Source organism: Halomonas sp. MES3-P3E, from assembly GCF_002836035.1.
In the GTDB taxonomy this organism is placed as follows: Bacteria; Pseudomonadota; Gammaproteobacteria; order Pseudomonadales; family Halomonadaceae; genus Vreelandella; species Vreelandella arctica.
Map to the genome: position 1 here is coordinate 22,772 of NZ_PJBT01000184.1, position 17,415 is coordinate 40,186.

Consider the following 17,415-nt stretch of genomic DNA (forward strand, 5'->3'; position numbering starts at 1 on the left):
CCGTTGTTGAGCACAGCTCGACAACCTTCGGAATATAGCTCAGCTTGGTAGAGCGCTGCCTTCGGGAGGCAGAGGTCGTAGGTTCGAATCCTGCTATTCCGACCAAGAACACTATTAAAAACGGCCACTTAGCTAACACAGCAAGTGGCCGTTTTTGTTTGTGGTAGTTCTAGGTGACAGATAGTTAGCACTCACTGCTACTTCCTATTAAACGCGCCATTCAAAAATAAAATAGCCTGCTAACAACTATGCTACGATTGGCATTTATGCTTTGAACCCTTCTTCTCTTCTAAAGTGGGCCAAGACTATTAGCCAATTAACACACATTAAGGCCGTACTCCTTTTTGCCAGCACCATGACCGTGATGTCGGGGGCGATTATTGCGCCTGCGCTGCCGGGTATTAGCCGCCACTTCCCTGATCAGCCCCAAGTGATCATTCAACTGATCCTGACCATTCCAGCGCTGATGATTACGCTTTTAAGTCCATTAATGGGTTATCTCGCCGACCGTTTTGGGCGCAAGAAACTGCTTCTAATGATGCTGTGTATCTATGGCTTTGCTGGGGTATCAGGCTTTTTTATTGATCGTGTGGATTTGTTGTTAAGTTCACGGGCACTGATGGGCATTGCCGTGGCGGGCATCCTCAGCATTAGTACTACGCTGGTGGGTGATTACTTTGATGGTACCGAGCGGGTACGCTTCCTGGGCTTGCAAAGTAGCTGCATGGCGTTGGGCGGGGTTATTTTTATCAACCTTGGCGGACTCCTTTCTGACTGGAGCTGGCGCGGCCCGTTTTTACTCTACTTAACCGGCGTACTTTTACTGCCTTACGCTTGGGCAATTCTACAAGAACCCAAGTCCAGCGATGGAGCTGGCAGTAATACTGGCAGTGCGCCGGTGAAGGTAGATTATATGCGTACAGGCATTGGCTACCTTATTGCCATGATCAGTATGGCGATGTTTTATATGTTTCCAGCGCAACTGCCTTTTTTGCTCTCGCAACAGGGGCAAATCAGCGGTGTAGCGATAGGCATTGCACTCTCTATGTCAGCACTGACGGCCAGCATCGTGGCCTTTGGCTACGGCTACTACAAACCGTTTCTGTCGGTGATGACGATCTATGTCTTAGGGTTCTTGCTGGCGGCGACCGGCTTTTTAATCGTCGGCTTCACCCAAAGCTACGCCATGGCCATTGTCGGCGCGGCCATTTCCGGTTTTGGCCTTGGCGCCTTTATGCCGAATACCACCACGTGGTTGATGCGAATCACCCCGCAGCGTGTCCGCGGCCGAGTGTTTGGTGGCTTTACCTCGACCTTCTTTTTCGGCCAGTTTGTCTCCCCGGTGGTGGTCGCCCCGGCGGTCATCTGGCTGGATTCGCTGCGTAATGTGTTTACCGGCATGGCAGTGGTGTGCGGCCTGCTGGCCGTCGCCCTGATCGTACTGGGCAAGACGACGCTTAAGGCAGACAGCCAACTTTAACAGGCGGCGAGTACGCCGCCTGGATTCATGCGGGCGGGTGAATCAACCCAACGACACTGACCAGAATCAGCACTGCGCCCAGCACGCGAAAAAATAGCCCGGTGTCCGCTTTCAGCATATAGCGGTGGGCTTTCTCGCCCGCCAAGTGACCAATGAATGCACAGGGCAACAGCCACAGCTGGTGGATAAGCTGGAGGTCTACGCCTGCGATCAGGAACGAGACCATCTTGATGACCACCAGAATAAACCACAGCACAAACATGGTATCCCGCAGCTGCTCCTTGGCCACATGAGCAGCGAATACCGCCACAATTAGCGGCGCGCCAATCAGTGAAGTACCGCTGACATAGCCCCCGAGCGCCAGTAGCACGTAGTCGACATATTTGTTTTTACTCTTGAACGGTCTGTTGAGGACGTAGCCAATGGCATAAATGAACACAATGCCGAAAATAATGCTGGTCATGACTTGAGCGGGCAGCGTTAACAGCCCCACCACCCCAATCAGCTTGGGGATGATCATGATTTTCAGGGCTTTGAATAGGTACCTCCAATCGATATTGCTCTCAGGGGAATCGGCTCCCACACCCTCTTTCTGCAGTTGGCGATGGCCGTTCCAGGCAATCCAACTGGAGAAAATCAGCAGATGAATAGCAATAATCGGTAAGAACACCAGAGGTTCGTTTGTCACTAGCAGTAGGAACGGCAGCGCCAGTACAGCGCCTCCAAACCCTAGGCTGGTGCGCACAAAACCGCTCCAGGCAAATATCAGTCCGATCAGCGCATACTGGTACCAGAGTAAATCTGTCATAGCTCGCGTTAGGGTCCTAAATTATGGGTTGGGATTTCCCAGCGACCACCAGCTTGGCAATAGCGAGCGCACGCTGGCCTGGGCAAAACGATCATCCATTAATACCACAACGCCCTCATCTTCAGGACTGCGAATCACTCGCCCTGCGGCCTGCACCACCTTGATCATGCCGGGAATGCGGTAGGTATAGTCGTCACCTTGACCAAAGCGCGCGTTTAGCCGTGCTTTAAGCGCTTCGTTAAAATCGTTAAACGGCGGCAGACCCAGCGTGGCAATAAAAGCGCCAATCAGCCTATCACCGGGCAGGTCGATACCTTCCGCAAAGGCGCCGCCCAACACCGCAAAGCCGATGCCTTTTCCGCCGGGCGTAAAGCGCGCTAGAAACGCCTCCCGCGCTGCCTCGGGCATGCCACGGGTTTGGCTGAAAACGGGGACGCCTGGGTGCGCCTCGCGAAAGTGGTTCAGCGCGGCTTCCAGGTAGGCAAAGCTGCTGAAGAACGCCAAGTAGTGGCCTGGCTTGCGCTGATACTGCTGCGCCATGGCCGCCACCATCGGCTCAATCGACGCCTCTCGATCATGAAAGCGGGTCGAAATATCGCTGCGAATACGCACTTCAAGCTGGCACGCTGAGAAAGGAGAAACAACCTCGCGCCAGGGCGTATTCTCCGGCAAACCCAATAGATCCCGGTAGTAGTGAGCGGGATTTAATGTGGCTGAAAACAGCACCACGGAGTGCGCGGTGTTAAACCGTGCAGCCAGAAAGTCGGCGGGTATCAGGTTGCGCAACCCGAGCACTGCTCGCCCGCGGCCATGGCGAGTAATATCACACAACGAGTGCTCACCAAAGCGCTCTGCCAAGCGGCAAAACGCCAGCGCCTCAAACAGCAGTTCTTGAAGCTCAAAACTGGTTTGCTCGGGGTGCTCGCCAAGATAATCAGTGATGGCAGACCCTACTTGCTGAGCGGCGGCCACGAGCTTATCGGGCAGTGCCGTTAGCAGTCGGTAGGCTGGCTTGCCCTGACCACCCTCATTTTCCAGCCCCGCGTCTTTAACCACATTTTGCCACTGGCGGGCTAAGCGCCCCAAAGGCCCCGCCAGCGCTTTGGGTGATGACCGGCGTATCCGATTGAAGCGTTGCTGATCGAGCTTAGCGCTGTACATGCCGCGGGCGCGCTCCACCAGATTATGCGCTTCATCAACCAGTACGCCCGTTCGCCAATCGTTGGCCTGGGCCAAACCGTGCAGCAGGGCGTGGCTATCGAACCAGTGGTTAACGTCACCGACGATCATATCCGCCCAGCGCGCTAGTTCCTGGCTGAGATAATAGGGGCAAACATCATGGGCCAACGCCACCTCGCGCAGCGCTTCGCGATCCAGCCACCCCTCTTCCACCGCCGCTTGACGGGCAACAGGTAAACGATCGTAAAAACCGGCAGCGAGCGGGCAAGACTCGCCATGGCAGGCGCGATCGGGGTATTCGCAGGCCTTATCACGCGCCACCAGCTCAAGCACACGCAAGGGCTGGGCTTCATCGCTCTGGCTGGCGCGCAGCGTGGCGAGAGCATCCAACGCCAAACGACGGCCGGGGGTTTTCATGGTCAGAAAAGCGATGCGATCCAGCTGCTGTCGCGGCATCGCTAAAAGCATGGGGAACAGCGTGCCCAGCGTTTTACCAATGCCGGTGGGCGCCTGGGCGAGTAGGCAGCGCCCGGTGCTGGCGGCTTTATAAACGTCTTCGGCAAGTTCGCGCTGGCCGGGGCGGAATGCAGCGTGGGGAAAGCGCAGGGTTTGTAGGCCAGCGTTCCGGCGCTGGCGATGGTCCGCCTCCTGTTTCGCCCAGCTAAGAAAGCGGCGGCACTGGGAGGCAAAGAACGCCTGCAGCTCGGCGGCGCTGGCGTCTTGGCTCAGTAGCGTCTCTTTACCGCTGGCGATATCCAGATAAACCAGCGTTAAGGTGATCTGCTCAAGGCTTCGCTCAGCGCATAGCAGTGCGCCGTAGACTTTCACCTGTGCCCAGTGGAGGGCGCGCTGATTAGCTGACATGCGCTCCAAGCTGCCGCGATGGGTTTTAATCTCTTCCAGGCGAATAGCCACGGGGTCAAAACCATCCGCTCGGCCCGTGACGACCACTCCCTCAAAGACACCCGACAGCGGAAGTTCGGCAATATAGTCTGCTCCGCGTCGGCTAGCGACAAGGGAGTGCCCTTCGATGCCTTCCCGCGCGCTGGGCGCTGGGGTAAAGCGATGATCGAGATCCCCTTCACGGGCAGTGAAATCACACAGTGCCCGCACCGCCACGCGATAGGTCGTACTCATACCTCAAGCTCGTCGCTGGCGACCCAGCGCACGTAACACACTGCGACGGGCATCTCATGACGGTGAAAAAACGTCAGCCAGCGGCGCTGGTTATCCTGCAACCGATCACCGGGGCCTTTGACTTCGATCATCCGGTAGCGCGGTTCGCCAGCCGGCGCGTCAGGCATAAACTGAATCAAGTCCGGCAGCCCTGCCCGGTTGGCTTTCAGATCACCCAGCAGCCGCTCAAAACAGTGTCGAAGGTGCTCAGGTGGGATACATGCCAGTGCGAGCTCAATGAGCGCTTCATCAACGATTGCCCAGTGAACAAACGGCGATGAAAGGCCCGCTTTCTCGCGCCAAGTCGTCTGAATGACTTCGCGGTAGCTGCCGTCTTCCAAGCTCCCTAGGCATGCATCGAAAAGGTCACGCCGACGCGCCACAAAATCGTCGCGATACAAATCCGCTGGGCCATTATGAAAAGGGTGGAAGAAAGCGCCCGGCAGTGGTGCGAAGATTGCCGGCCAACAGAGCAAGCCAAACAGTCCCGTGATCAGGCTGTTTTCCACATAGCAGACGGGTGCCTGGGGTTCACTGAGGGTTTGAGCCACGGCGCGCTCAACGCTTTGCGGCCCAGGCAATTGCAAGTCCCAACGCTCATGGGCGGGCTCCGGGACACTCGGCGAAGCAGGTAGTTTAAGCTGTCGCCGCAAGCGTGGTAGCAGCCGCGCCAGTGCTTGGTGCTCTGTCTCATTGGGGCTGCTATTGAGTGCCTTGCTCGCCAATTCAAAAGCAGCCTGATGCTCGCCCTGCCTTTCCAACACCCGAAGCTGGCGTATCCGCGCTTCGCTGCTGCCCGAATCGCGATAAAGCGTCAGCGCCAGCGCTGCATCTCCGCTACGCTCTGCCTCTCGGCCCAACTGCAGCAGTAACCGTGCACGCCGCGTAGCGAGCCAACGGTTATCCGCGCGCGGCGGCACCTCAATATGTAGATCAGTGGGCAATTCTCCTGCATCAAGACGTTGACGCAGTTGATGGAGCGCTAAGTAGGTATCCACTTCCTGGCGCGATTGGAATGCGCGAGAGCGCAGCGTAAAGGGTACCGTCTCAAAGCGCTGCAGTCCCAGCTCGGTCAACACGAACTCCGCCCAGTCCTGGCGCAGGTTGCCAAAGAACATCAGCCGCAGCCGGTCGCAGGTCTCCATTACCTTGAGACGCACGATTTGATCGCTGGCATCAGGCCACCATGCTTGTAAGGGTGCGGTGTGTGGCAGTTGGCTCGTTAAGGTGTCGTAGAGCATAGTTTTAGCGCTAGACACGCTCAGCCCAGCGGCGTGAATCTCATCGGCTAAAATGTGGCGAAGCTCGGCGAGTCGCAGCTGGTTAAATAGCTCATCGACGCTAAGCGCTGGATCATTATCGACCCAGCCCAGCGCGACCAATGACGCTATCGCCTCAGCGCTGTCACCTACTTCGGTATAGCTTAATTTGCTGAGCCTAAACAGCTCACCTTTACGCATGACCATGCGCACCAGAAGCGCTTGAGAGGCCTGGGGCAAGCTTTCGAACTGCTCAAGAAAAGTAAGCTCTTCTGCAGCAAGCAGATCAGCATGGCGTTCTCCAACCCAAGCCAAAACGAAGCGAAAGTTCGTCAGGTAATAGAAGGGGTCGTCGAGGGAGGCGGTTGGCGTAACAAAAGCACTGTTCATTCATCCATTGTAACAGTGCTATCGTTTTGCCGTCATGGGGATTAACGGGCTTGGCTATGAAAGCGCTTTTACCCCACCCGGTGCTGCTTGAGCACGGTAAGGCTTCGCTCTTCTTCGCTTAATGCTTCTGTGCCTTGGGTTGGCACAGGCGCTTGGCGGGTACCGACTAGCACATACCATTCCGCTTCTGAAAGGTAGGTTTGGCACCAGCGGCCGAGTTCGGCGGCGCTCTCCTCGCGGCTAGAGTCGCCGCAGCGGTAGTCGTTCGCCAAATGAAGCAGATCTTGGCGGGCAGTACGCGCACGGGCATTGCCCCCGTGTACTTTTACCAGCGGGCAGCGTCGGTCATAGGCGGCGTTGGTTAACGCATTAAGCCAACGCTCCAATTCATGTGCCTGAATTCCACCATACACTGCCACGCTTGAGCTCCCTGCCCGTTGAAAGGGCAATAGCCTGCCCGATTTAGGGGCCGCTGTCACGGTTAACCTTTACCCTTATTTAAATGTAGTTCCAGGCCGTTTTATAGCGCCTGTTTAAAACCTTGTAACACGTTGACTACATTGACACCGATTTCATCTACCGCATAGCCTCCTTCCATCAGAAACACACAGGGCAAGCCCGCTTGCGCCAAACGTTCACCTAACAGAGTGAAGTCCGCGCTGGTAAAAGTGAAGGCACTTATCGGGTCGCCCTCAAAGATATCGACCCCTAGCGATACGATTAAACACTCGCACTCAGCGGCTTTCACCTGCGCCAACGCCTGCTCCAGTGTGGCCATCCATTTGGTCACGCTGGTACCGGGCGGCAACGGGTAATTAATATTAAAGCCCTCGCCCTTACCTTCGCCGCTTTCATCAGCGTAGCCCAAGTAATACGGAAAGGTTACCTCAGGGTCTCCGTGTAATGAGATAAATAGAACATCGTCACGCTTGTAGAAAATCTGCTGGGTACCATTGCCGTGATGAAAATCGACGTCAAGAATGGCGACCCGGCGCTTGCCTGCATCCAGCGCCCGCTGGGCGGCAATAGCGGCGTTATTAAAAAAGCAGTACCCGCCGAACTGATCAAACGCGGCGTGGTGGCCTGGCGGTCGGCACAGGCCAAAACTGGGTTCGCCGGTTTGTAGCGTATGCTCTACCGCACCCAACGCCACGTCTTTACTCGCCATCGCGGCTTCAAAGGTACCTTCTGAAATGGACGTTTCTGCTGCCAGCGCGTAATAGCCTAGCTGACCGCTAACAGATTGCGGAATGCGATCCCCCCGCATGGTTCGGGCGGGCCAAATATTGGGAATCGCCTCTCCCTCATGTCCAGCCGCTTGCCACGCTTTCCAGCAGTTGGCTAGAAACGTCACATACTCTTGATCGTGCACCGCTAGCACCGGTGCCAGCCCGTAGGCGGCGGGCGCTCGAATATCGCCAAGCCCAGAATGGCGGAGATGCTTTAGCACTAAATCCAGGCGTTCCGGGCACTCAAACGGGGTGACCAACGCGCCGTCATGTAGCTCTGTGCGCGCTTGTCGTAAGCGGCTGTCCTCTGAATAAAACGTCAGCATTCCGACTCCTTAATGGGCATCTAACTGAATAGGCCACTGTTTGGCCCAGCGGCGTTTTTGGCTCGGCGTTTGCTGCTTTAACTGATACTCAGCTCGGCTGGCAGCGGCGCGGTCTTCAAACGGCTCGGCGCCCAGCAGCGCAATGGGCGGATTAGCACGGGTATAACGCGCCCCTTTGCCCGTGCAGTGGGCTTGATAGCGCTTCGCGAGGTTATTGGTAATGCCTGTGTAAGTACCGCGCTGGCACTCCAGCAAATAGAGATACCACTGAGGTTCGGCTTTTCCAGGCTGGGCAATGCCACTATTCACCGCAACATACCTTCAATTTACGCCCGCTACCACATAAGCATGGGTCGTTTCGGCGTGGCTTTACGCGGGCAAGCGTCGGGGCGCCATCGATATACCACCAACGTTGTTGCTCTTTAACGAAGCGGGAAACCTCCTCTAATACATGCCACCCTTTTTGCTCTCGCCTTCGTTCATAAAAATAGGCCTTAAAATGAACATAGCCGCTATCTCCAAGCGGTGGCTCTGCTGAGACAATGGTTAGCGACTTCCACTCAGTATCGGGATCCTGCCCAAGTTCAGATGGCCGTGTGGTGGGGTGCCACGTGGCCAGTAGGTAGTCGCTTAAGCCTAATGCAAAGGCCGAATAGCGAGAGCGCATTAGCGCTTCAGGGGTAGGCGCTATCTCGCCTTGATGGTACCGGCCACAGCAGCTACTCAGCATTAAATCGCTACCACAGGGGCAACTTACATCAGTCGTGCGGGTCATAGCTTAGGCTCTTTAACGTCATCTTCTATAGCCTAACCGATACATCCTATGCGCGTCGCCCGACGTGTATCACTATTGTTTCGATTTTCATGCCACGTTAGGTATATAGTAGTGGGGCAATACATTCAGACGACGGAGTACGAATCACGATTGATCATTCTTTCCAAAATTTTTGGAGGTTCTCCTATGAAGGTCTTTAAACCGGAATGGCAGTGCACGTTTAGCGTAAACGAAGGCGCGGAAGAATCAGCAACTTGGAAAGAGAAAATCGCGTGGCGGCTCAGGGGAGTTGCGGATCGACTGGAAGGTGGCGGGCGCACGGTAAAAATCGATTACCGCGTGACGCCAGCCGTTAGCCCACAGGAAGTGGACACTTGCTTAGGCAAGGGCTTCGAAGTAACTCAGCGCCTGTTGACGCAGTTAGCCCAACAGCAGGCGTGCGAAGATGTGATGCGCCATGCAAAAGCTGAGCTGTTTGAACAACATCCTCAGCACTGAAATGGTAACGCCAAAAATCCCACCCCTTTAACCGGGTGGGATTTTTATTGGGTGACCATTAACTTCCTTCAGCAGGCCTTTCGAGCGCCTTACCCATTTTGGTTAGAAAATCCTCGCACGCTTCGAGCTGTTCAATATCGATATACTCATCGGGCTGATGCGCCTGGGCAATGCTGCCAGGACCGAGAATAATGGTTTGTAAGCCCTGGCCCTGGAACTGCCCTGCTTCTGTAGCGTAAGCCACCGCATGGTCGCAGCACCCTGCTGGCAAATGGTCTTTGGCTAAGCGAAGCACCTGGTCGTTATCGCGGTCGGCCAAGCCCGGCACTGTCACGTTTAGCGGCTCAGTGGTGATGTCAACGTGCTTACCTTTGGCCTTAAGTTCGCCGGTTAGCTGTTCACAAAACGTTTCAAAGCGCGCGTATATCTCATCGAAGGTGTCGGTCGGCAGGTGGCGAATTTCCCACTCGAACTGACACTCCCGCGCCATAATATTGATGGCCGTTCCGCCTTTGATTTTACCCACATGTAGGCTGGTGTGAGGCACGTTAAAGGCTTCATCAACTCGCCCCTCTTCGACCAACGCCGCCATGGTGTCTTCAATAAAGGTGACGAGTCTTGCCGCCACGTGAATGGCCGAGGTGCCTTGATTCACTTGGCTGCTATGGGCTTCCTGGCCAGTCACCGTAGTGCGCAGGTTGGTAGCGCCTTTCTGCGCGACCACAGGTTGCATGCTGGTGGGCTCGCCAACAATCACATGGGCGGTGGTGGAGTAGTGTTCGTAAAAGCGCTTAATAAGGCTGGGCGCACCCACGCAGCCGATCTCTTCATCGTAAGAGAAGCCAAGATAAATGGGCTGCTGCAGAGGCGCTTTCACCCAGTTAGGCACCATCGACAAGACACAGGCGACAAAACCTTTCATATCGCAGGTACCCCGCCCGTAGAACCGCCCATCATCACCGTCGCGCAGGGTGAAGGGATCGCTCGACCAAGGCTGTCCTGCCACGGGGACCACATCGGTATGCCCGGAAAGCATTACCCCTCCTGGGGCATCTGGGCCGATTCTTGCAATCAAATTGGCCTTGGTGCCGCAGGGGCTCATCACCCGCTCGGCGCTAACGCCAACCTCGGCCAAATAGCCTTCAACATACTCAATCAGCGCCAAGTTGGATTCGCTGGAGGTGGTGTCAAAGGCAACCAGTTTTTCGAGTAGAGCGATAGCGTGAGGCATTATGTTCTCTTTCCAAAATAGCTTTTCAGCAACAGCTTTTTAAAAATAGCTTACCGCTAACCCTAACACCCTCCCGACACTTCGCCTACTCCCCGTCATTAGCCATGAATGTCATCGCGTGTTCACCTCGCATTCATCAAAACGTCATCGTCACTTTCTACTGTTCAGTGCATCCAATAAAACTTAATAACACACTGCACACCTGATTAAGTTCAGGCCCACAAGGAGCTGTTATGTCTCGTTTATCACTACACGCGCTTGCTGTTGGGGTGGCGACTGCCAGCCTAAGTCTATCCGCCCAGGCCGCCACGGAAATTAGCTGGTGGCACGCCATGGGCGGCCAGCTCGGTGAAATCCTTGAAGGCATCACCGAGGATTTTAACCAGTCCCAAGACGAGTACCAGGTCACGCCCAGCTACCGCGGCACCTATGCCGAAACCATGACCGGTGCCATTGCCGCTTTCCGTGCAAACGAACAGCCACATATCCTGCAGGTGTTTGAAGTTGGTACCGGCACCATGATGAACGCCAAAGGCGCCATCTATCCGGTATATGAACTGATGGAAGAGCACGGTCGCGCTTTCGATAACGACGCCTTCCTGCCCGCCGTGGTCGGTTATTACACCGACACCAATGGCAACATGCTCTCTTTCCCGTTCAACTCTTCTACGCCAATCATGTACTACAACCGCGACGTGTTTGAAGAAGCGGGCCTTGACCCTGAGCAGCCGCCCGAAACATGGGAAGCGCTGGCCGATGCCTCTCGTCAAATCGTCGAATCCGGGGCGGCTAGCTGTGGTTTCACTTCTTCTTGGCCTAGCTGGGTAATGCTGGAAAACTTCTCTGCCATGCATAACTCGCCGCTCGGCACATTGGAAAACGGTTTTGGCGGCATGGAGACCGAGCTAAATTTCAACAATGAACTGGTCGCCCGCCATTGGGATAACCTACACGACTGGCAGGAAGAGAACATTTACCGCTGGGCTGGCCCCGGCACCGGACCGGATTCCGAGCCGATGTTCTATTCCCAGGACTGTGCGATTTTCTTTGGCTCTTCTGCTTCCCGCGCCGATGTCGCCGCCAACTCAGAATTTGAAGTCGGCTTTGGCATGCAGCCCTACTACGACGACGTAGAAGGCGCACCGCAAAACTCGATTATCGGTGGCGCTACGCTCTGGGCACTTCAAGGCCACAGCGATGAAGAGTATGCAGCCGTTGCCGCTTTCTTTGAGTACCTCTCTCAGCCTGAAGTACAGGCAGAGTGGCATCAGCAAACAGGCTATTTGCCAATTACCCAAGCCGCTTGGGATTTGAGTGAAGAGCAAGGCTACTACGAAGAGAACCCCGGTGCGGATATTTCTCTGCAGCAGATGACGCTCAACGAGCCGACCGAGAACTCGAAAGGCCTTCGTTTTGGCAACTTCGTACAGATTCGCGACATCATTTCCGAAGAGATGGAAGCCGTGATGACCGGTGGCAAATCGGGTCAGGAAGCCGCAGACGACGCGGTAGAGCGCGGCAATGCGCTGCTGCGTGACTTTGAATCCGCCAACCAGTAAATAAGCACTTACTTCGCCGCCTGCCCTTTCGGGTAGGCGGCGCTTTCGTTTACATGCGAGCTGCCCATGCAAACTAAACGCATGACGTTTCCGGGGCGATGGCTGCCTTTCGCGCTGCTGGCGCCTCAGGTAATAGTTACTCTGATCTTTTTTATCTGGCCAGCTGGCCAGGCGCTGTACCAATCGCTACTGCGTGAAGACGCTTTTGGGCTGCGGTCTACGTTTGTGGGCCTGGAAAACTTTGCCCGTCTATTTCGCGACGGTAGCTACCTCAACTCGATGTCGGTGACCGCCATATTCGCTGTTGGCACCACGCTGATATCAATGTCGGTGGCGCTACTGCTGGCTAGCACTGTGAACCGGATGATTCGTTCACGCAGCACCTATACCACGCTCCTCGTTTGGCCTTACGCCATTGCGCCTGCGATTGCCGGTGTTTTGTGGTGGTTTATCTTCAACCCTTCCATCGGCATCGTGCCCTATATGCTGGAAATGGTCGGTTACCAGTGGAACCACCGAAACTCGGGGAGCGACGCCATGCTGCTGGTAATTCTTGCCGCGGCCTGGAAGCAAATCTCTTACAACTTTCTGTTCTTTTTGGCGGGTCTACAGTCTATTCCGCAATCGCTCATTGAGGCAGCCTCAATTGATGGCGCCAGCCCTATCAAGCGATTCTGGACGATCATTTTCCCACTGCTTTCACCCACAACCTTCTTCTTGATGGTGGTTAACGTGGTGTACGCCATGTTCGACACCTTCGGCATTATCCACGCCACTACACAAGGCGGACCGGCTCAGTCGACCAATATCTTGGTTTACAAAGTTTACGCCGATGGCTTTGTAGGCCTCAATTTGGGTTCTTCCGCAGCTCAGTCGGTGATCCTCATGGTGATTGTGGTGGTGCTCACGGTGATTCAGTTCCGCTTTATTGAGCGGCGCGTGAACTATTAACAAACGTACTATTAAATCGGCCTCGTTGGAGTGTTGTCATGGTTGAAAATCGCCCATGGGCCAATTTTTTCGCCCATACCGTGTTAATCATCGGCGTCGCGCTGGTGGTCTTTCCGGTTTATATCGCCCTGGTGGCCTCGACCCAGGCGCCGGGTGAGTTAATGCGTGGCACCCTACCGCTGCTGCCCGGCAGCCATGGAATCGAAAACTATACCCAGATGTGGCAATCGGGCATATCGTCAGCGAACTCCCCGCCTGCCGCGCTGATGCTTTGGAACAGCTTTGTGATGGCCATGGCCATCACCGTGGGAAAGCTGTCCATTTCGCTACTTTCCGCCTTTGCGATTGTCTACTTCCGTTTCCGTTTTCGGATGTTCTTCTTCTGGCTGATCTTCGTCACCCTGATGCTGCCGGTTGAGGTGCGCATTATCCCCACCTTTCAGGTGGTCGCGGACCTTAATATGCTCAATAGCTTTGCCGGGCTGTCGATACCATTGATTGCCTCAGCCACCGCGACTTTTCTATTCCGTCAGTTCTTTATGACCATTCCCGAAGAGATGCTCGAAGCCGCCCGGGTGGACGGCGCCGGGCCGTTCAAATTCTTTAAAGACATATTAATGCCGCTCTCCGTGACTAACATCGCGGCGCTGTTTGTGATCATGTTCATTTATGGCTGGAACCAGTATCTCTGGCCACTGCTGATCACCACTGACCCCGACTACACCACCATCGTGATGGGCATTCAGCGCATGACCTCGGAAGAGAACCCACAATGGCATTTGGTGATGGCCGCAGTGGTGATGGCCGCGCTGCCGCCAGTATTAGTGATTCTGTTTATGCAACGCCTGTTCGTGAAAGGCCTGACCGAGACGGAGAAATAAGCATGGCCAGCATTACCTTGGAAGGGCTAAAGAAAACCTACACCGGCAACGTGAACGCGGTAAAAGGCATCGACTTACACATTGAAGACGGTGAATTCGTAGTGCTAGTCGGGCCTTCCGGCTGCGGAAAATCTACCCTGCTACGCATGGTAGCGGGGCTTGAAACCATTACCGAAGGCACGCTCAAAATCGGTGACCGAGTGGTCAATAAGCTAGAGCCCGCCGAGCGTGATATCGCCATGGTGTTTCAGAACTATGCGCTCTACCCGCACATGACGGTGTACAACAATCTAGCCTACGGCCTTAAAAACCGTGGGTTTAAAAAAGACGAGATTGAAAAGCGCGTGCGCATTGCTGCCAAGATGCTCGAGATCGAGGATTTTCTGGATCGCAAGCCGCGCAAGCTCTCAGGTGGCCAGCGCCAGCGGGTAGCCATGGGTCGCGCTCTGGTGCGCGAGCCTGCGGCCTTTCTGTTTGATGAGCCGCTTTCCAACCTGGATGCCAAACTGCGTGTGCAGATGCGCGTGGAGATCAAGCAATTACAGCGACGACTGAAAACCACCAGCCTCTATGTGACCCACGATCAGTTGGAAGCCATGACCCTGGGCGATCGCTTAGTGGTACTAAACGCCGGTCAGATTGAGCAAGTGGGCACGCCAATGGAGATCTACGCCCGCCCTGCCACCATGTTCGTGGCCGGCTTTATCGGTTCGCCCGCCATGAACATGCTGCCGGTGGATTACCTCAAAGCCCAGGGTGCCAACGGCCTGCTGGATAACCTGCCCGAAGGTACCGATATCGTCGGCATTCGACCGGACGATATGCACCTGGCGCCGCCGACTACGCCTTACCTAACTGTCGACTCTACGCTTGCGCTGTTTGAAGCCGCCGGTGCCGAAAGCCACCTGTACGTGACCCTCGCTGATAGCGACCAGCCCACGGTCATCCGCGTGTCGGGCCAGCCGCCGGTAGCCGAAGGCGAAACCCTGCGATTTTTTGTGACCCGGGACGCGCTGCATCCTTTCAACAGCGCCACGGGGAAACGCACAGGGGATTGAACGCCTCCCTCCCAAAAAACAAGTCAACGGAGAAACCATGCGCTACGTTTGAGATAAAGCTTACGGATCTCCCTTGATGAGTACTGAACCTGCATCCATTGATGACCTGTATCGTGAGCACTCCCGGCGCGTGCAGGCGACGCTGATACGCCTGCTGGGGGATTTTGAGCTGGCCGAAGAAGCCATGCAGGACGCCTTTATGGCGGCTGTTCAACAGTGGCCAGTTAACGGCAAACCTGATAACCCCACGGCATGGCTAATTCGCACCGGCTACCACTGCGGAATCGACCAAATCCGCCAGCGCAGTACTGCTCGCCGTCGGGCTCACTTGCTATTACCCACAGAGCGGTTACCTACAGAAGAGACGCTGGATCTTGAGCTAACGGCTATCGAAGACGACGCCTTGCGGCTGCTATTTACCTGCTGCCACCCAAGTTTGAGCATGGAAGCACGGATTGCCCTGACGCTTCGCGAAATATGCGGTTTGACCACTGAGCAAGTAGCCAGCGCGCTACTGATGAAGCCTCCGACGCTGGCTCAGCGTATCGTACGAGCCAAACGTAAAATTCGCGATGCGCATATTCCTTATGCCGTGCCTACCCAGGAAGAGTTACCCGAGCGCCTACCCGATGTGCTCCAAGTTATCTATCTGGTCTTCAATGAGGGCTACTCACGCAGCACGGGCGCCAGCGTGGTCGATATCAGCCTAACCCAAGAAGCCATGCGACTGGGCAATGAGCTGGCACGGCTACTGCCCCAGGGTGAGGTATTTGGGCTGATGGCCTTGATGCTGCTTAACAATGCCCGCCGGGATGCGCGCCAGGATAACGACGGAGAACTGGTGACATTGGATGCTCAGGACAGACGCCTATGGCACCAAGAGGATATCCACGTCGGCATAGCGTGGCTGGAACAGGCGCTGGCGCTCACCCCTACCGGGTACTACACCCTTCAGGCATCGATTGCCGCCGTACACGCCCAGGCCAGCCGCGCCGAGCAGACCGATTGGGGGCGTATCGTCAGGCTCTACGATGTCCTCTGCCGAGGTTTTCCATCCCCCATCCTGGCGCTGAATCGTGCGGTCGCCATTGCCATGAATGGTGCGCCCGACACCGGCCTGAAGTTACTCGACGACATCGCCCATCACCCGCAAATAAGCCGCTATCATCTCTTTCATGCCGCAAAAGCAGATTTACTGCGCCGCCAAGGCCAGCATGAGGCCGCACGTAACGCCTATCAGCAAGCGCTACTGTTGGCCACTCTGGAGCCAGAAAAACGGTTTTTGAACAGGCGATTGGCAGAGCTCGAAAATTCCCCATAAAAAAATGCTTAGGCTATGTCGATTCAAGACGATGCCAAACGACTAGAGAGAGTCACTACCCTGACCAACCAGGAGGCTCTCTCAATGAAATTCATGCTGATACGCCGTGCCGATGCCAATACAGAGAATGGTGCTATGCCATCCCAGGAAATGCTTGCCGCCATGGCTGCTTATAACCAGCGCATGACCGAGGCAGGCGTGTTTTTGAGCGGCGATGGCTTACATCCGACCAGTGACGGGTGTCTGATCCGGTTCAAAAACGGTGAGCCCACCATCATCCCCGGGCCTTTGTATCCAGCCAGTGAGCGTATTGCCGGTTACAGTGTGCTCGAAGTCCCCTCCCTACAGGCGGCCATTGAGTGGGCCCAGCAGTGGCCCACCCAGGATGCCGATGGCAACGTGACCCTGGAGCTGCGGCGCTACTTCTCGCTGGAGGATTTTGAGCCCGGCGCCGGACTCGAGCAGCACCGTAACCTTGCTCGTGTACCGAATGCCATGAACGTGCACGTTGCCTTTCCCGGCACCTGCGGGGAGGCCATGCAGTTCTATGCCGATGTCACCGGAGGGCAGCTGGAGTGCCTGCTGACCTATGCTGAAACGCCCGCAGTTGAACACTCACCGCCGGAACTCCACGACCGCATTATCCATGCTTCGCTGAATCTACGGGGCCGCCGCTTGATGGGCGCCGATATGGCGGCTGACTGCTATACACCACCGCAAGGGGTAGAGGTTCAATTGGAGTATCAGGATATCGAGCAGGCCGCACGAACCTTTGCTCAACTAGCGGAGGGTGGAAAGATCATCATGCCTTTCGAAGCGACCTTCTGGTCACCAGGGTTCGGCATGGCAACCGACCGTTTTGGCGTCGGCTGGATGATAAATGTCTCGTCAGACAACTGTCCCTTGACCACAGAAGGAGACTCCCCATGAAGTACGTTGCGCTGGTGTATTACCAAGAGCAGATTATCAACGCCATGAGCGAACAGGCATGGCAAGACCTCAATCAGGAGTGTATCGCCGGGGTAGAGCGCTTGAGCACCAACGGCCACTACCTAGCCGGACAAGCGTTACAGCCAGTAGAAACCGCTACCACCGTGCGTGCACGCGATGGCGAGACATTAATCTCCGATGGCCCCTTTGCGGAAACCAAGGAGCAGTTGGCCGGCTTCTACCTGCTCGAAGCCCACGACTTGAATGAGGCGCTGCAGCTGGCTAGCCGCATCCCACCAGCCCGGCTGGGCAGCATTGAGGTACGCCCCGTTCGAGAACTCCCCCCTAAAGCACAATAAAACAG

At 55.7% G+C, this 17,415-nt stretch carries 17 protein-coding genes and 1 tRNA gene; 10 read left to right on the forward strand and 8 right to left on the reverse strand.

Annotation, left to right across the window (positions count from 1 at the left end; genetic code table 11):
- Positions 1-28 precede the first annotated feature (28 nt).
- Positions 29-105, forward strand: a tRNA-Pro gene (locus CXF87_RS14235).
- 250 nt (positions 106-355) lie between these two features.
- Positions 356-1,480, forward strand: a complete 1,125-nt coding sequence (locus CXF87_RS14240; RefSeq protein ID WP_101147066.1) for an MFS transporter — start codon at positions 356-358, stop codon at positions 1,478-1,480.
- A gap of 25 nt (positions 1,481-1,505) precedes the next feature.
- On the opposite strand, the gene CXF87_RS14245 is transcribed toward CXF87_RS14240, so the two are convergent.
- From CXF87_RS14245 to CXF87_RS14275, 7 genes are all read right to left on the reverse strand, one after another.
- The gene (locus CXF87_RS14245) at positions 1,506-2,288 is read right to left on the reverse strand and encodes a sulfite exporter TauE/SafE family protein (RefSeq protein ID WP_101147067.1); all 783 of its coding nucleotides are present in this window, start codon (positions 2,286-2,288) and stop codon (positions 1,506-1,508) included.
- Between the two features lie 21 nt (positions 2,289-2,309).
- The gene (locus CXF87_RS14250) at positions 2,310-4,604 is read right to left on the reverse strand and encodes an ATP-dependent DNA helicase (RefSeq protein ID WP_101147068.1); all 2,295 of its coding nucleotides are present in this window, start codon (positions 4,602-4,604) and stop codon (positions 2,310-2,312) included.
- Positions 4,601-6,292 carry a VRR-NUC domain-containing protein gene (locus CXF87_RS14255; protein WP_101147069.1) on the reverse strand — a complete coding sequence of 564 codons (1,692 nt, stop codon included), beginning with the start codon at positions 6,290-6,292 and terminating at the stop codon, positions 4,601-4,603. The genes CXF87_RS14250 and CXF87_RS14255 overlap by 4 nt, the downstream gene beginning before the upstream one ends.
- Positions 6,293-6,360: 68 nt before the next feature.
- A complete protein-coding gene (locus CXF87_RS14260) occupies positions 6,361-6,711 on the reverse strand; it encodes a hypothetical protein (protein ID WP_035565219.1) in 351 nt (116 codons plus the stop codon).
- Between the two features lie 101 nt (positions 6,712-6,812).
- Positions 6,813-7,847, reverse strand: a complete 1,035-nt coding sequence (locus CXF87_RS14265) for a histone deacetylase family protein (RefSeq protein WP_101147070.1) — start codon at positions 7,845-7,847, stop codon at positions 6,813-6,815.
- A gap of 9 nt (positions 7,848-7,856) precedes the next feature.
- Positions 7,857-8,156, reverse strand: coding sequence for a GIY-YIG nuclease family protein (locus CXF87_RS14270; RefSeq protein ID WP_101147071.1), 300 nt, complete (start codon positions 8,154-8,156; stop codon positions 7,857-7,859).
- Complete coding sequence (locus tag CXF87_RS14275; RefSeq protein WP_101147072.1) at positions 8,149-8,622, reverse strand: YchJ family protein; 474 nt, start codon at positions 8,620-8,622, stop codon at positions 8,149-8,151. Before CXF87_RS14275 ends, CXF87_RS14270 begins: the two co-directional genes overlap by 8 nt.
- A 186-nt stretch (positions 8,623-8,808) precedes the next feature.
- Between CXF87_RS14275 and CXF87_RS14280 the strand changes: the two genes are divergently transcribed.
- On the forward strand, positions 8,809-9,120 hold the full coding sequence (locus CXF87_RS14280) for a hypothetical protein (protein WP_008957053.1): 312 nt from the start codon (positions 8,809-8,811) through the stop codon (positions 9,118-9,120).
- Positions 9,121-9,178: 58 nt separating this feature from the next.
- On the opposite strand, the gene argE is transcribed toward CXF87_RS14280, so the two are convergent.
- On the reverse strand, positions 9,179-10,351 hold the full coding sequence (gene argE, locus CXF87_RS14285; RefSeq protein WP_101147073.1) for an acetylornithine deacetylase: 1,173 nt from the start codon (positions 10,349-10,351) through the stop codon (positions 9,179-9,181).
- Between the two features lie 233 nt (positions 10,352-10,584).
- Between argE and ugpB the strand changes: the two genes are divergently transcribed.
- The 7 genes from ugpB (at position 10,585) to CXF87_RS14320 (ending at position 17,410) form a co-directional block, all read left to right on the forward strand.
- Complete coding sequence (ugpB, locus tag CXF87_RS14290) at positions 10,585-11,910, forward strand: sn-glycerol-3-phosphate ABC transporter substrate-binding protein UgpB (protein ID WP_101147074.1); 1,326 nt, start codon at positions 10,585-10,587, stop codon at positions 11,908-11,910.
- Between the two features lie 66 nt (positions 11,911-11,976).
- Complete coding sequence (gene ugpA, locus CXF87_RS14295) at positions 11,977-12,861, forward strand: sn-glycerol-3-phosphate ABC transporter permease UgpA (RefSeq protein WP_101147075.1); 885 nt, start codon at positions 11,977-11,979, stop codon at positions 12,859-12,861.
- Positions 12,862-12,899: 38 nt separating this feature from the next.
- Positions 12,900-13,742, forward strand: a complete 843-nt coding sequence (gene ugpE / locus CXF87_RS14300) for a sn-glycerol-3-phosphate ABC transporter permease UgpE (protein ID WP_035565202.1) — start codon at positions 12,900-12,902, stop codon at positions 13,740-13,742.
- A 2-nt stretch (positions 13,743-13,744) separates the two neighbouring features.
- Complete coding sequence (locus CXF87_RS14305) at positions 13,745-14,800, forward strand: sn-glycerol-3-phosphate import ATP-binding protein UgpC (protein ID WP_101147076.1); 1,056 nt, start codon at positions 13,745-13,747, stop codon at positions 14,798-14,800.
- A gap of 76 nt (positions 14,801-14,876) precedes the next feature.
- Complete coding sequence (locus CXF87_RS14310) at positions 14,877-16,121, forward strand: RNA polymerase sigma factor (protein ID WP_101147077.1); 1,245 nt, start codon at positions 14,877-14,879, stop codon at positions 16,119-16,121.
- A gap of 15 nt (positions 16,122-16,136) precedes the next feature.
- A complete protein-coding gene (locus CXF87_RS14315; RefSeq protein ID WP_232774932.1) occupies positions 16,137-17,051 on the forward strand; it encodes a YciI family protein in 915 nt (304 codons plus the stop codon).
- Complete coding sequence (locus CXF87_RS14320; RefSeq protein WP_101147079.1) at positions 17,048-17,410, forward strand: YciI family protein; 363 nt, start codon at positions 17,048-17,050, stop codon at positions 17,408-17,410. The genes CXF87_RS14315 and CXF87_RS14320 overlap by 4 nt, the downstream gene beginning before the upstream one ends.
- Positions 17,411-17,415 lie beyond the last annotated feature (5 nt).